This is a genomic window from Bradyrhizobium sp. AUGA SZCCT0182, from assembly GCF_018130185.1.
Classification (GTDB): domain Bacteria; phylum Pseudomonadota; class Alphaproteobacteria; order Rhizobiales; family Xanthobacteraceae; genus Bradyrhizobium.
The window spans coordinates 18,808-36,197 of sequence record NZ_JAFCLY010000068.1; the positions used below are offsets into that span (position 1 = coordinate 18,808).

1 protein-coding gene is annotated in these 17,390 nt (G+C 64.2%); it reads left to right on the top strand.

Features of this window, described 5'->3' with window-relative positions:
- Window positions 1-7 precede the first annotated feature (7 nt).
- The coding region (locus tag JQ611_RS39335; RefSeq protein WP_212468592.1) for a leukotoxin LktA family filamentous adhesin at window positions 8-17,390 on the top strand (17,383 nt) is incomplete at its 3' end.

Consider the following 17,390-nt stretch of genomic DNA (forward strand, 5'->3'; position numbering starts at 1 on the left):
AGCTGACATGCGTATGCCGCTCTCAGCCAGAAGCGAGGGTGGTTTGACGTTGCGCAGGTTCTCGCGCCTGCGTTTCGTCTCGTTGATCTGCATTGCGCAGATGACGATCCTGCCGTTGCTCGGCACTGGCCTTCGGGCGCAGACGGCCAACGTGATCATTCCCGACGGTCGCACGGGAACGAGCCTGCAGACGTCGGGCAATGTCACCAACATCACTACGACCACCGTATCCGGCGCCAACGCGTTCAACTCGTTTTCGCAGTTCGGCGTGGGGCAGGGCAACACCGTCAACCTGCAGGTGCCCAACGGCAGCCAGAACCTGATCAATATCGTCCGGGACGCGCCGGCTTACGTCAACGGCACGCTCAACTCCTATTCGAACGGCAAGATCGGCGGCAACGTCTACTTCGCCGATCCTTACGGCTTCGTGGTCGGCAAGACCGGCGTCGTCAATGTAGGCAGCCTGAACGTTTCCACGCCGTCGAAGGAATTCACCGACAGCATCATCGGCGCCTCGGGGCAGATCAACAATGCTGCCGTAAGCAGCCTGATGAATGGCTCATTCCCGATCTCGCCGGACGGCAATATCCGGATTCTCGGCCGCATCAACGCCGCGGACGGTGTCCGGCTTACTGGCCAGAACGTCTTCGTCGGCGGCGGCAGGAGCCAGCGCGAGCGGGTCAACCACGAACACGCCTCCAAATTCGCGGCCTCGGTCAATTCCAAGGGCCTGCGCAGCGCCAGCGCCATCACCGTCCGCAACGGATCGATCCATATTGGCGCGGTCAACAACGCAACCATCTCCGGACGGCTGACGGCGCGCAGCCGCACCACCACGCCAAGCACGATCACGGTCACTGCCGGAAACAACATCCAGCTCGGCAAGACGGCCAGCCTGAGCACCGCCAGCAAGACGGGCGACGCCGGCAACATCACGCTGAAGACCACGGGCGATCTGACCGTGAAGAGCGGCGCCCGGATCAACGCCAGCTCCGCCACGGGTAACGCGGCTGTTGTCGATCTGAGCGCCAACGGCATCGTCGACATCGCCAGCGGCGTCAAAATCAACGTTGCCGCGCCTAACGGCAATGCCGGCAAGCTCATCCTCGATCCGACGGATATCGTTGTCGGCGCGGCCACCGGTGTCGCCGGTGTCAACATGTCGAATGCCACGGTCGCCGCCGCGATCTCCGCGCTCAACGGCACCGGCACGTTCACGCTTCTGGCGAGTAACTCGATCACGATCAATGGAAACGGCGTCGTCGACGGCGGTACCACCGTCAATGTGACGCTGAATGCGCCGACGCTGAACCTGCTGGCGGGCGGCTATGTCAGGGGCGATACCGTTGCTCTGACTTCGACTACCTCTGGCGGCCAGGTCAACATCAATGCCGCCAGCAATGGCGGCGCTCAGGTTTTGACCAACACTGCACTGCAGATTACTGCGTCGCGGGTGGTTCTCTCCAGTACCGCCGATATGATCGTCGGCAATGGCAGCACCAGCGCCAATACCGCCGCGGCCGGCTTTGTGTCGAATGCCACGATCGCTCGCTACGCCGGCGCTGTCGGCAGCGGCGCCACTCTTTCGCTCAGCGCGTCGTCGCGGATCACGGTCGATTCCACCGGCGTTGTCGACGGCCGCCGCATGGCCGGCGCCGTTTCGAATGCCAACTCGGTGGACAACATCGTATTCACCGCACCGACGATCAACATCGACAGCGGCGGCCAGGTCCTTGCGCAGGCGGTGAATACCACGGGCACCAACGCTACCAGCTTTACTTCCGGCCGGGTCATCATGAATGCCTTCGGCGCCGGTTCGGGTATTGACGTATCCGGTACCGTTAGAGGTGGCTACCTCGCCTTCAGTACCGATCAGGCCTCGATAACCGTGGGATCGACGGCCGTCATTGCCGCCGATCCGTCGCGGTACGTCAATTTCAACGGCCCATCGATCAGCGTAAACACCGGGGCGAGCATCAGCGCGGGCACTGTCGGTTTCTTCTTCGCCCAAAGCGCGCTCACCGTTGGCGGCAGCTCGCTGACAGGCGGCAACGTCGCCGCCAACAGCGGCCAGGGCGGCCTGCTGTCGAACCTGATGGTCGTCAGATACATCGCGGCGGTAAACGGCTCCGGAACCTTGTTGCTGTCGGCTCAGGCCAACACATTGAATCTCAACGCCGATGCGGTGATCAACGCCGGCAGCACGATGAAGGTCGCGCTGCAGGCCCGGACGCTCAACGTTACGTCGGGCGCGCAGATCACCGCGGGCGCCGCCGCGTTTGCCTTCGACCAGGACAACGTCATCATCGGCAGCTCGGCCGACCCCAGTGCCGGGAGCGCCGGGTTCGTGAACAACACCCAGATCGCCTCGTTGATGCTGGCGCTTTCCGGAACCAGCGCATTCGAGATTTCGGCGAACAATTCGATCACCCTGAACGCGACCGCGGTCATCGATTCACGCTCGCTGAACGCCTCGCAGAATTCGCAGGCCAATTCGCGGAACGTCACGTTGAGCGCGCCGACGATCACGATGGCCCAGGGATCGAAGATCCTTGCCCAAGCTGTCAATTTCGGCGGCTCCACCTTCACCAGCGGTGCTGTCACGCTCAACGCGAGTGCGAGCGACAATAGGTTGTCGGGCCAGGCGACCGCGGTGACGGGAATTACGATCGACGGTCAGATCACGGGCGGCCATATTACGATCAACGCGACCTCGACCGCCGTATCGAGTTTCACAAGCTCAATCCTGGGGATGTTCGCGCTCGTCGGCGAAAGCGTTGCGCCGGCGTTGCTCGGCCTCAATGGCGGCTACGTCGCGGCGAGTGCGACGGCAACGGTGAACATCAACAGCCACGCCAACATCAACGGCACCGGCCGGGTTTTGATCAGCGCGAACGGCTCAGAGCTGGCGGAGGATCCGGTCCTGGCGGGGCTCGTGAACTTCATGCCGTTCAGCGCGGCGGTGGTCGTCGGCAAGATCGACGCGAACGTTTCAACCAACGTGGCATCCGGCGCGACGATTTCCGCCGGTAGCAACCTGTCCATCCTTGCCACCAACGACGCGACGATGAAGGTGTCTGCCGTCTCGGCAGGTTCAGCGCAGTTTGTGGAGACTGTCGCTTATTCCAAGGTTTCCGTATCGACCCTGGCCAACGTTGCAACCGGCGCCAACATCAGCGTCGGGACGGTCAACGCGGGCGGCAACACGTTCGCGGTGCGTGCGCTGAACAACAACAGTTTCTCGACGTCGGCGACGTCCGTCGCATTGAGCACGCCCAGCGCCAGCGGCGGCGTCGGCGGAGCGCTGGCGATCAGCGATATCACGACCTCGGCTACGGCATTGTTGGGAGCCTCGCTCGGCACCAGCGCCAACCGGCTGAACGGTTCGGTGGTCGTCGAGGCGACATCCAACGGCAAGCTCAACTCGACCATGGCCTCGACCATCGTCGGCACGCCGGCCCTGGTCGGCGCCCTGCAGGAAGCGATTCTTACGACCGTCTCGCCGCAAAGCATGATCTTTGCGATGATGGGCCCGCTGGTCTCGGCGAGCTTCAACTTCAAGGCTGCGGGGGCGATGTCGCTTGCGAACAGCACGCAGAATGCGACGGCCGCGATCAAGCAAAACCCGAGCGGCGGCGCACCCAGCATTTACACCAATGGCAATGTCGCTGTCGTCAGCAATGTCATCGACGTCGGCGTCCGCAGCAATGCGACCGCCAGTGCGATTACGTCCGATGTGTCGGCCGGCGAGGGCGTCGCGATCAGCGCGGCCGTCGCATGGGGCACCTTCAACCACAATTCCAACGCCTATATCGGTGGCGGTACGCTGATCAACGCGCCGAACATCGGCGTCACTGCGAACACCTATTTACCGATCACCAACACCTGGTTGCAATGGGCCGGACTCGGTGAGGTGATCAGCCATCTCAACGGCAATCTCGGCGTCGGCGGCAATATCCTGACCAGCTACGCCAATGCGACCTCGGATGCCGGCGATACGGTTGGCATTGCCGGTTCGCTGAACAATTTCATGGTCAACAACAACACGACCGCGTGGGTCGCGACCGGAGCGAGCCTGAACGCCACCTGCAGCATCGCGACCTGCGGCAACGGCGCGTGGTCGGCGTCGACCTGGAGCGGCACGCAGGACTTCAACGCGACCCTGGCCATCGCGGCAAACACGTCAACGAGTTCGATCAATGCCGCCGGGAATGTCGGCACGCTGGGCTTTCTCCCGGGCAATACCTCCGGTGGCTCCTCGCTGGGCGGCGCACTCAACCTCGTTCAGTTCTCCAGCAACACCATCGCCGGCGTTGCCTCGGGGGCTTCGCTAAGCTCCGCCGATAACATTTCCATCGATGCGGTCACAACCGACCTGTTCTTCGGTGTGGCGCCGACATCCGGCAAGGCTGCGGGCGCTCTGTCGCTGAACGGAATCACGTCGATCGCGCTGGTCAGCAACAAGACGCATGCATCGATCGGCATCGGCGCCCACGTGTCTTCTCCGACTGTCAACGTCCATGCGGCGCAGGATCTGTCGATGCTGTCGATCGCCGGTGCGGTCTCCCTCGGCGGCGCGTCCGCGGTCGGTATCGCCGTCGCCTATCTCGGAGCGAACACCGATACGGCCGCCTATATCGGAGAAAATCAGAGCGACATCACGCCGGGTCCCTTTAGCGCCAACGATCCGTTCTCGGGTACCGGCGGAGGCAACGGCACGATTGCCGTGGACCATCTGGCAGTCAGCGCGACGACTTCCGGACGTATGACAGCGGCTTCGATCGCTGCGGCGATCTCCGAGCCGTCGGTCTCGGACTTTGCCAACAAGGCCGGAGCCGTCGGTGCCGCCGCGACAGGCGGAGCCGATGGTGTCGGGATCGCAATGGCCAGGATCAGCCAGTCCTCGGGCGCGTCAAGTGATGGCTTCTCCATCGACATCGCGGGCAGTTCGTCGATCAGCGACGTCTCGCTGGGAACGAAAGCATCGGTCACCGGTGTGACCATCAACCGCTTCACGGGGTCGAGCACAGCGGCGAGCACGCTGGTCCAGGCGCTCAACGACACGGTCCTCAACAACGGTTCGGGCTCCGCTGCGGCCAACCTCGCAGGATCCGCGGCATCGGGAAGTGTTGCGGTCGCGGGCGCCATTGCGGTCGCCATGTCGAACAACGCCACGGTGGCCTATATCGACAACACGACCATCAACAATCATGCGGCGGTGTCGGTTCAGGCACTGAACGGCGGATCGGAAACAGTCGTCGCCATCGGCATCGCCGCATCCCGGGCCAATTCGGTTGCGATCGCGCTGTCGGTCGGCATCATCACCGACAGCGTCAACGCCTACATCCAGAATTCGACCCTCAACGGCGTCTCCAGCGGCACGTCTCGCGCGGTCGAGGTCGACGCCTATCAGACCAGCAACATCGCGATCGGCGGCGGCTCGCTTTATGTGGCCGGCGGCCAGGGCGGGGTCGGCGCCGGATTTACCTATGCCTCCATCGGCGATCCGACCGGTGGGACGGCGGTCGATGCGCATATTCGCGGGACGTCGATCAACAATTACGACACGCTTACGGTGCTTGGAGACAACGCCAGCGTGATCGCCGCAGGCGCGGCATCCGGCGGGGCGGGGGGCAATGGTGCTGCCGGTGCCATCGTCGTCACCGACATTACGACGTCGACGATGGCCTATATCCGCAGCAGTGCCACCGTTAACATCACGGTCACCGGCAACGTCATTGTGACCGCCGATAGCGTCGCCATTGCATCGCTCGACACCGCGCTGTCCAATCTCGTCAAAGCCTCGAACGCCAACCAGCTCGCGTCCGACAATTGCTCGACCACCGGCGGACAGCAAAACTGCGTCGATTTCAGCTACCAGGCGCTGAACGGCGGAACGGCAGGCAGTCCAACGGCACCGGGTGCCGCTATCATTGCGGTCGCCGGCATTATCCAGGCAGGCAAGAACAATGTCGGCGCATCGATGGTGTACGACCATATCGCGACGACACATTCGGCCTACATCGCAGGTGTCTTGCTGACTTCGACCAACGGTACCGTCTCGGTGACCGCGAGCGACTCCTCGGAGATCCAGTCCGTTGCGATCGGCTTCGGCCTTTCCACCGGCCAGTTCTCGGGCGTCGGCGGATTGTCGATCAACTCGATCCAGAATACCGTGACGGCCTCGATCGGCAACGCGCAGTCGAACACCACGAATTCGACGGTTACGGCCGAGAAAGGTCTCTTTGTTACCGCGAACGACACCTCGAAAATCACCGGGACTGCGGCGGTGGCCGGCGCATCGACGCAAGGAAGTGCTGCGGGCCTTGCGCTCGTCTACAGCGACATCTCGAACAATTTGAGCGCCGGGATAACCGGCTCCAAGGTGGTTTCGAACGGCAATGTCGGCGTTTCGACCAAGTCGGACGCCACGATTTCGACGGTTGCGGTGGGTGTCGCCATCTCATCGCAGGTCGGTCTCGCCGGATCGGTCGCCACCAATCTGATGGGCACGAACGTCACCGCCAGCATCACCGGCGGCGCCGACGTCATCGCCGACGGCAGCATCGCCGTGCAAGCGAACAACACCGACAATGCCGCGGTCTTCGCAGGTGCCTTTGCCATCTCCAAGGGGGCTGCCGGCGGCGCGGGTTCGCTCGTCACCAACAAGATCACCGGCAACACGTCAGCCTATATCAGCGGATCGGCCACCAAGGTCGATGCGCGCGGCAACAGTTCGCAGACCGTGGTTCCGTTCTCGGTCAATACCGGCACACTCGCGCACGCGCTCGACCTCGGTGCGTTCAGCGCGCCGACCGACGACACGCCCGACCTGAGCGAAACGCGTGAATCGGTGAGAGGCCTTTCGGTCAACGCCAGCTCGCATCAGGCGGTCGTCGCCAACGTTGCCAGCCTTGCCGCGAGCACCGGCGTTTCGATCATGATCAACCCGATCATCAACGTCATGTCGGGCACGACCAGTGCCTATATCGACAGCGCCAGCATCGACACGCGGCTGACCAGTTCCACCCTGGCGCCGCAGATCAACGTCGCCGCCAGCAGCATTTCGTACTCCGGCACGTTCGGCCTCGGCATCGTGGCGCCAACCGGCACCGCGGGCGGCGGCGCGACCATCATCAGCACGACGATGTCGCGCGAAACGTTCGCCTATATCACCAACGCCGAAGTCGGCGGCACCGTCAACGTGGGCGGCGTGATCTCCCCGACGGTCGGTGCGGTCACGGTCAAGGCCAATGCCGAGCAGCATGCGTCATCCGTCGCGGTCGGCTTCAACAGCGGTTCGGTCGGGCTCAACGTCTTCAATGCCACCACGCAAGCCTATGTCGATGGCGGCTCCCTGACCGCCTCGTCGCTGTCCGTCAAGGCCAAGAACAGCACCGGTATCGCGTCCGCCAACGGCTCCGGCGCCTATGGAAGCAACGTGGCGATCGGCGCCGCCTTCCTGGTCCAGGTCAGTTCGAACAAAACCCTGGCTTACGTCGGCGACGAATTCCACTATCGAGGTAACAGCGCGGCCCATACCACGGCCTTGCAATTGAGCGGTGCACTCGATGTCGACGCAAGAACGATCAACGATTTCCAGGCGTTTTCAGTCGGCGGCGCGATCTCAACCGGCGGCGGGGCTGTCGCTGGCATGGCCAACATCGAGATCGCCAACAACGTCACTATTGCTGGCATCTACGACACCACGCTGACGTCGCCGACCGGCACCGCCGCGGGCGCGGTCACCGTGAACGCAAACGAGGAAGTCTACATCCGGGAGATCGCAGGCGCGCTGTCGGTTGCTACCGGGGGGGTAGGCGTCGGCGCCGCCGCCAACGTGCTGGTGTTCAAGAGCCAGACCACCGCGGAGACCCGCAACAGCAATTTGAACTCGTCCGGGGCGATCAACGTCAATGCCCAGAGCATCAAGGAAGTGCAGTCCTATGCCGTGACCGTGGGCGCCGGCAGTTCGGTCGGCATCGGCGCGGCGATTGGCGTCATCCTGATCGGCACCAACACGGCGGATGCCGACACGCAGGGCGACCAGACCGGACAGTTCGGCGGCACCATCACCGCCGCCAATGCTGGAACCAATTCCAGCCAGGGCAGCGGCGCGGTCGCGAGCGGTACGGCCGGCAATCCGAGCGGCGCCAACGCCACTTCGACATATGACGTCAGCACCGTGCTGACCGGTGGCAATGACAGCGTCACGGCACAGATCGCGGGCGGCAACGTCACCGGCACCCAGGTCAACGTCAGCGCCACCAGCGCCAACGCCGCGCAGCAATTCCTGCTCGGCGCCGGTTTCGGCAAGAATGTCGGCGTCGGCGCCGGTATCGGATACACCACCGTCAACAGCAGCGTTCTGGCCAATCTGAGCGCCATCGTCTCGGCCCCCACCGTCAGCGTCGCAGCTGTCGTGAAGGATGCCACCACCGGGCCGTATGCGGGCAAGACCGTGGACACCGAATCCATTGCCGGCGGCCTGTCGCTGTATTTCGGCGCCCAGGCGGCCGTGGCGGTCGGCAATGTCAGCAATACCGTGACGGCGCAGCTCGGCGGCACGGTGACGGGAACGGGCGGAAACGGCGTCCAGGTGAGCGCGCGCGACACCTCCACCCAGGCGGCAACGGCCGGCGGCGGTAGCGGCGGCATCGCGGCCGTCGGCGTTACGATCGCCACCACCGCAAAATCCAGTTCGGTCGCCGCCAAGATCCTGGATAACGCCAGCGTCAGCAGTTCGACGGTTGCCGTCACGGCGTCCCAAGCCGGCGAATTGTCGGCGTCGGCGACGGCGGTTGCCGGCGGTATCGTCTCCGGCACCGGCGCGGCCGCGACCGCGAAGGAAGACTCCACGGTGCTGGCGGAGATCGGCAATAGTGCCGCGATCACCACCTCCGCAACCGGCCTGGGCACCCTGGTATCGGCTTCGGCGACGCCGGACGTCTCGGCGACTTCGCTGGGTGTCGCAGTCGGCGGCGGCGCGATCGGTGTCTCCGTGGCGCTGGCGAGTTCGTCGCTCAACGTCACCTCCCGCGTCGGCAACAGTACCACTTTCACCGGAGGCGACGTTTCCGTCACCGCCATGGCGCTGGCGCCGAGCAGCGGCAACGGCATCTACGCCCGTGCGATCGCGGGCGGCGGTGGATCGCTGATCGGCGTCCAGGGCAGCTACGCCGAGACCAGGGAAAACTCGACGGTCAGCGCCTATGGCGGGACAGGAATTACCCTGCCGGACGGCGACTTCATCATTGCCGCCCAGAACGACAGCAACCAGTACGCGACGGCGACGGGTATCGCGGCCGGCTATATCGCGGCGGGCGCGACCATCAGCAAGGTCACATCCAACGCCACCACGGATGCCTATCTCGGGGCAGGGGCGATCACCACCGCGAACCATATCGGGATCCTGCAGATCACCGCGGTTGGCACCGACAGCCTTGCGTCCAGCGCGACGGCCGGCTCGGGCGGCACCATCGCCGGCGCCGCGGCGGTCGCATTGATCAACAACACCGCGACGACGAGCGCGAACCTTTACGGCAACGCGACGTCCAATACGCTTTACCTCGGCGGGCTGAATATCCAGGCCCAGCACCAGACAAATTATGCCGGCAATGGCGACGCCTTCCAGGCATCCTTTGCCGGCGCCAGCGGCGGCAACGCGACCAACAATATCACCTCGACCACGACGGCCGGGGTCGGATCGAACCTGATCATCCATTCCGCTGGTGGCGACATGCTCGTCATCTCCAACGACATCGTCAATCAACTCGGTGGCGGAGCGCGGGCAGGGTCCGGCGGCGTGGCCGCGGGCGCCGCGACGGTGAGTGACGCCCACGTCACCCAGAGGGCCACCACGAATATCGGCAGCGGCACGATCCTCAGCCTGAACGACGATCCCCTGACATCGACCGCCAAGGTCAACATCGAGGCCTACAACTCGCTGCGCACCGTCGACAGTGTAAGCCTGACCGCGGGCGGCCTGTTTGCAGGCGGTGGCGCCCGGTCCAACATGACGGCGAACGCCTACGCCACGGTCAACATCGACGCGACCGAGATCTTCAGTGCCGGCAATCTCTTCATCGGCACCGCGTCCTCGCTGATCGCGTACAACTACGCCAACGCGAACCTGTTCGGCGCCATCACCGGCGCCGGCGCGAGCACGAATACCTCGCTGACCGCGAACCAGGCCGTCAACGTCAGTGGCGATACGACCCTGCTGGCGTGGGGCCTGCTCAATCTCACCGCCGGCCAGGCCGGCGACGGCAGCAAGTACAGCCAAGTGAGCGCCAACGCGACCACTGTGGTCTACAATCAGGCCCTGGTCCCGATTACCGCCGTGTACAGCGGCACGGCCACGGCGCGCAGCTATACCGACCTGAATATCGCCGGCGGCGCGCAGGTGCTTGGCGTGAACAACGTCTCGCTTGCAGCGACCAAAGGCGCCGTATCGGCGAATGGCAGAGGCACCAATTACAATCCATACCTGACGCTGTTCAGCACCGAGAACCACGACAACCACAGCGATGCTACCCAGGGCCGCGGCAACATCTCGCAGAACGGCGTCGTGGTGGCCGGCATCTACAATCAGCAATCGATCCTGATTGCGGTTGGCGCCAACGTGCCAACGCTAACGACGACCAGCCCGTACGCGCTCACCCTCGAACTGGTCTCCAATCCGAACAATTTCAGCACGGTCAAGAAGTACAATCACCAGACCATCCAGTACGCGGTCGTCAACGGGTTCAATCCCTATCAGACCATCGTCTCGCAGATCGCTACGTTGAGCGGGTTGTCGACGGCGGACGTGCAGACGGTGCTGTCGGGTGCCAATCCCACCATCACGATCGCCACTGCCAATGATCCGACCGGCGATATCCAGCGCCAGGTCAACACGCTGATCCAGCAGGCGCCGTTCGCCGCCAACGTCGCCGGCGCGTCGATCGCGCTCGGCGATATCATGGTCTCGGGCGGCAACGTCTCGATCCTGGCCGATACGATGAGCGGCACGCAGGTGGCCGGCAAGGCCGCACCGCGTGTCTCGTCCCGCGACTCCGTCTCGATCAACATCGAGAACCAGGGCCTGAACTTCATGTCGGTGTCGAGGATGACGGTGACCGGCGTCAGCGGTGGCCACAATGTCTTTACGGGTGCGGCGACCGACACCACGTCGCCCGGCATCACCTTCCAGCAGGATCTGACTGGCTCGACGCCGGTCGTCACCGTAAACGCGAGCTATAACCGCAAGGACCCGAACACCGGCCTCGGCGTAGATCTGAACGGGATCCCGCTCACCAAGACGCCCGACATCTACTTCAACGGTGAGGTCACCAACCTCAACGGCCTGCTCAACATCTCCAACGCGCTCGGCAACGTGGTCGCATCGAAGACCTACAACGCGGCGACGATCCAGGTGGTGGTCCCGAACGGCACCTTCACGTTCAATGGCGGGGTCGGCAGCATCTACAACACCAATGGCGTCGTGTCGTCGCAGTGGGCGGGCGTCCAGTTCAGGCCCACTGACACGCTGACCGCCGTCATGACGGCGGCGACGTGGCTCGGAACGTACGGCCAATACGTTCCAGGCGAGGTCTATATTGCCGGCAACGGCACCTACAAACCGTATACCCATTATTGCTGCAACGGCGGCAGCGGCAGTGCGGCTGCTGTACCGAACAGCGTGGTGTTCACCGCGCGCATGCTCAATCTGTTCTATGACGGCGTTTCGCTTTACTCGGCGATCTTCCTGCCGGCAGGCGAGGGCATTCCTGGAAACCTCGCTCAGATCGAGGGAGCCAATCCTGCCATCGTCTCGACCAGGCCTTGGGAGAAGAGCACCTATGACGGTCAGACCGTGTATGGTGACAACGGAAGCCCGTTCCATTGCTTGGGCTGCGCAGCCTTCTTCCAGGTCATCAACATCCAGTCCGCGGCGGTGACGCCCATTACCGCTGCGACGACCCTCACGGCGGCAGCGCCCAACGCGTTTGCCATCGGCAAAGCGATCATCCTGTCGGCGTCGGTGCTCAACGTCAACGGAACCATCCAGAGCGGACAGAGCAGCAACTATTCGGTCAATATCGGCACCAACGCCAGGAACGTCATCGACAGCCTGCGCGCCGGCACGCTGGCGGGCCTGTCGCTCGCCCAAGCCCAGAGCAATGCGCAGAACGGCAATTATCTAGATCTGACCCCGTATCTGACCAAGGTGAACGGCGGCGACGTGCAGGTCGGCGCGCGGTACAACGTGCTGAACGACCAGATCGTGCTGAACAGCGTGGTGCAGGGCACCGGCGGCTATGTCTACCTGAACGGCCGGATCATCAGCACGTCCACGAATGGCACGGCGCAGGGCAACATCATCGTCAATGGCGGCGCCGGCACGATTACCGTCAACAACACGACCGGAACGACGCTTGTCACCAACACGATCAACACCGGCGTCAGCGCTGCGAGCGTGATCCAGATCGTCGACCAGCTCAAGCAGCAGACGAGCTGGTACGTCTACAATGCGGCGGCGCCGGGCGGACAGCAGGTCAGCACCTACCGGACCGCAGGCGTCAATGCGAGCGGTTACAACTCCGGGATGCTGGTCGGCCTCAGCGGAACCTCGGGCGTAGTCTACCAGCCGCTGGCCAACCAATATTATCAATGGGTCGACACCGCGACGCTGACGCGTCCCGTCACCAGCACTGCCGCCGACTATGGCTGGACCTTCAGCGGCGTCTCGGCCAACTCGCCGACCTATCCCTACACACAGACCACGAGCCTCGTCTCGAACGTGCAGCAGGTCGTCAACGGCGTTGCGACCGGACAGTTGCAGACCGCCAACTTCCAGGAAGTCGTCACGGCGACCGGCGCTTACCATTCAAACAACTTCAACACCGGCAGTGGTGCATGCTGCGGCAGCCTCAAACAGTACAATTGGTACCAGCAGATCTACGACCGCCTGACCTTGACGTTGACGAACACCGTCAAGGCCTCCTACGACATCGGCATCCACTTCAACGGCGGCGGTTCCAGCTCGGTGGCGGTGACATCCGACGCCAGCATCGTGATCAATGGACCGATCAACAATCTGCAGGGCGCAACGACCGTCACCGCGACGGGCGCCAATTCGTCCATTACGGTCGGTGCGACCGCCAATAATCCGCTGATTTCCGGCACCAACGTCACGCTCAGGGCAGATGGTGGTATCGGCTCGCTCGCGGGAACGAAGACGCCGGTGCCGGTTCAGGTCTATGGCGGCAGGCTGAACGCAACCACGGTTGACCGCGACATCGCGATCGCCGCGCAGGGATCGCTGCTGATCGATCAGGTGAAGGTCAATTCGGGGGTCGCCGGCCGCGCACCGCAAGGCAACGTTTTCCTGTCGGCGACCGGCGACATCAATTCGGGTTCGCCCTACAATTTTGCCAACCCGGTCGTGGTCGGCAAATCGATCGAGATCAATTCGACGGGCGGCGCAATTGGCGCGATTTCAAGCGTCAGCAACGGCGCGACTGTCCTGACCAACGTCAACCCGCTGGTGGTCAAGGCCACCGGAACGACCCTGGTCAACGGCAGCGTCGACGGCGGGGTTCTCGACAGCACGTCCTCGACCGGCACCTATATCGTGCAATCGAGCGGCGATCTCAGGCTCGGCAAGGTTTCCTCCGGAGGCGCGGTCTTCCTGGCGGCCGCCGCGTCCGATGGGCAAACCGCCAACATCCTCAACGGCCTGTCGGCCGGCGGATTGACTGCCGAGCAGAGCGCGCACCTGCAGAGTGTCTGGACGGACCTGAACCTGGTGAGCGGCTCCGCTGCTGCCTCCGTCACCGCCTACGAGTCGATGATCAAGGCGGCCTACAACGACTATTGGCAGCTGCGCAATCTGGCCTTTGCCGACGGCAATACCTACGCGCTCACTTCGCTCGGCACCACCGTGCTCAAGGCCCAGGTCGCGGCCAAGCTCGGCATCGATCCTGCTGACGTCACGACCACCCAGATGATGACCGAGGCGACAACACGCTTCGAGCGAGCCGAATATCTGCTCGGCATCAAGACCGCGGCCCAGCTATCGAACTCGCTCACGACGCTGTTCGGCGCCAATCTTGCCTCGAATGCAAGCCTGCAGGCGGCGCCGGATTTGACCGTGTCGCTCACGGCCTACAACCCGAATTTCAGCTATTCGCTGTCGAGCAATTCTACGCTCTACGCACAGATCACATCGGGTTCGCAGTGGACGCAAGACCAGCTCAAATACACCGTGAGCGCCGCGGCCAATCCGGCCACCGCTGTGGCGCCGGCGCCGATCGGCGAACTCACGCCGGCGAACGTCAGCGGCCGGCAGGTCATGCTGTACGCCCCGCGCGGTTCGGTCGGTAACCTGGCCACGCCTGTGAACTTCTCCTTCACCAGCAGCACAGGTTCCTCGACGTTGTCGGACGTGCAGAAGGCCCTGCTGGCCTCGGCCGGTCCGTCGCAATTGACGGTGACGCCGACGACCGACCCGGTGACCGGTGTCATCACGTATAATGTGAGCGTGTCGCAGCAGAGCTACGTCGTTCTCAATCCGATTGACGCCGTTGCCGCCAAGGTGCAGAGCGACATCTATCTGGCCAGCAAGTCCGACCTGAAGCTGGGTGGTATCGCCAACGCAACGTTCGGTCCGATTACGGCGGCACAGACCAACGGCGTGCAGACCGTGGGCGGCGATGTCAAGCTCAACGCCGTCGGCGACATTTTCGCGGGCATCGCCAACCAGGCGGTGATCTCCGGCAACATCGGGGATCTCACCCTGATCTCGGAAACCGGCAGCATCGGCCAGGCGCCGGCAGCCGGAACCAACCCGGCGAACAATCCGAACGCCCTTCAGATCGCTTTCGCCACCCCGTCGACCAACCAGCTCGACCAGGTCGTGGCGGCGCAGGGCGGCATCTATCTGAAACAGACCACCGGCGATCTCGTCCTCGGCAACGTCACCGCCGCTGGTGCGATCCAGTTCGCGGCGACCGGCAGCATTTACGCCCAGCCGCAGTTTACCGACCGTACCGCAGTCCATATTGCGGGCGCGTCGCTGGACGTGCGCGCCGGCGGCAATGTCGGCTTCAACGGCACCACGGCCCAGCCGCTCCAGGTCAAGATCACAGGTGCGATCACCGGCACCTCAGCGGGCGCCATGACGATCCTGGCCCCGTCGAACGACCTGAATATTGGTGCAACGGGCACCTATGGCGTCCTGACAGCTGGCGGCGCCATGACGCTGAGCACGCCGGTTGGCGCGCTCAATATCAATGCCGACATCACCAGCGACGGGTTGATGCAACTGCTCGCCAACGGCGCGGTCACGTTCACGGCCGGCACCAGCGCCGATCCGATCGTCGCCCAGAGCACCAACGGTGCGGTGACGCTGGCCTCGGCCTCGCTCACCATGGGCGCCTACACCGCCATCAACGCCGCGGGCGTGATCACCGTGGCAACCACCGGGGATGCCACGCTCGGCCAGCTCAACTCGTCGGCGTCTTATGCGGCGGCCGGCAATGCGGCGTCCATCGTGGTTTCAGCCGGCGGCGTCAGCGCAGGCGCGATCTTGGGCAACGCCGACGGCCAGACCAACCTGGTGGCCTCAGGCGCCAATGCCCGGGTCGCGCTCAATGCCAACAGCATCGGGACATCGACGCAGCGGATCAGCTTGAACGCGCCATACCTGGCCGCCACGGCGACCGATGGCGACATCTATATCGGCGCGCTGGCTGACCTCGAGGCGAGCCTGCTGTCGGCCGTCAAGGGCAGCGTGGACGTGCAGGGCAGCGGCAACCTGACGCTGAATAGCGTCCTGGCCGGCACGGCCACCGGTGCCAACGGCACCTTTACCGCACGGGCAACCACCAGCGGCAGCAACATCGTCGTCGGGTCAGCCGCCAGCAGCGGCAGCCAGACGCTTCATGCCGACGGCAACGTGACCTTCAACCAGCTCAGTGCGACGGGTGTCGGCAGCGATCCCGGCGATATCACCGTCAACGCCGATCACGGTTTCGTCCTGGCGCAGACGGTCGTTAACGGCGGCGTCACGACACCGGGTTCGCTCGCAGCCAATGGCTCGGCCTCGCTGACGGCCGCGACAACCATCACCGGCACCACGCTGGCGGCGACGACCGGTTCGGCCTCGCTCCAGGCCGCCGGCCTGATCGACTGGACCACGCTGACCGCGGGCACCACGCTGGGCGTGACGTCAACGGCCGGCAGCATCACGCTCAAGACCGCGCAGAGCGGCGGCGGCCAGACCCTGCATGCCAGCCAGAACATCACGTTCAACCAGCTGGCCACCACCGGCATCACCGGCGACGTCGGAAACATCAACATCAACGCCGACAACGGCTTCATCCTGGCGGAGACGGTGGTTGCCGGTGGCGTCACGACGCCGGGTTCGGTCGCTGCCAACGGCTCGGCCTCGCTGACGGCCGCGACAACCATCACCGGCACGACGCTGGCGGCGACGACCGGTTCGGCCTCGCTCCAGGCAACCGGCCTGATCGACTGGGCCACGCTGACCGCCGGTACCACGCTGGGGATCAATTCGACCGGAAGCAGCATCACGCTCAAGACCGCGCAGAGCGGCGGCAGCCAGACGCTGCACGCCAACCAGAACGTGAGCTTCAATCAGCTGGCCGCCAACGGCATCAGCGGCGATGCCGGAAACATCAACGTCAATGCCGACAACGGCTTCATCCTGGCAGAGACTGTCGTTGCCGGCGGCGTCACGACGCCGGGTTCGGTCGCGGCCAATGGCTCGGCTTCGCTGACCGCAGCCACGACCATCACCGGCACGACGCTGGCCGCTACCACCGGTTCGGCCTCGCTCCAGGCCGCCGGCCTGATCGACTGGACCGCGCTGACGGCAGGTACGACGCTGGGGGTCAATTCGACCGGAAGCAGCATCACGCTCAAGACCGCGCAGAGCGGCGGCAGCCAGACGCTGCACGCCAACCAGAATGTCACGTTCAATCAGCTGGCGGCCAACGGCATCACCGGCGACGTCGGAAACATCAACGTCAACGCCGCCAATGGTTTCATCCTGGCGGAGACGGTGGTTACCGGCGGCGTCACGACGCCGGGCTCGGTCGCAGCCAATGGCTCGGCCTCGCTAACCGCGGCCACGACCATCACCGGCACGACGCTGGCCGCTACCACCGGTTCGGCCTCGCTCCAGGCCGCCGGCCTGATCGACTGGACCGCGCTGACGGCAGGTACGACGCTGGGGGTCAATTCGACCGGAAGCAGCATCACGCTCAAGACCGCGCAGAGCGGCGGCAGCCAGACGCTGCACGCCAACCAGAATGTCACGTTCAATCAGCTGGCGGCCAACGGCATCACCGGCGACGTCGGAAACATCAACGTCAACGCCG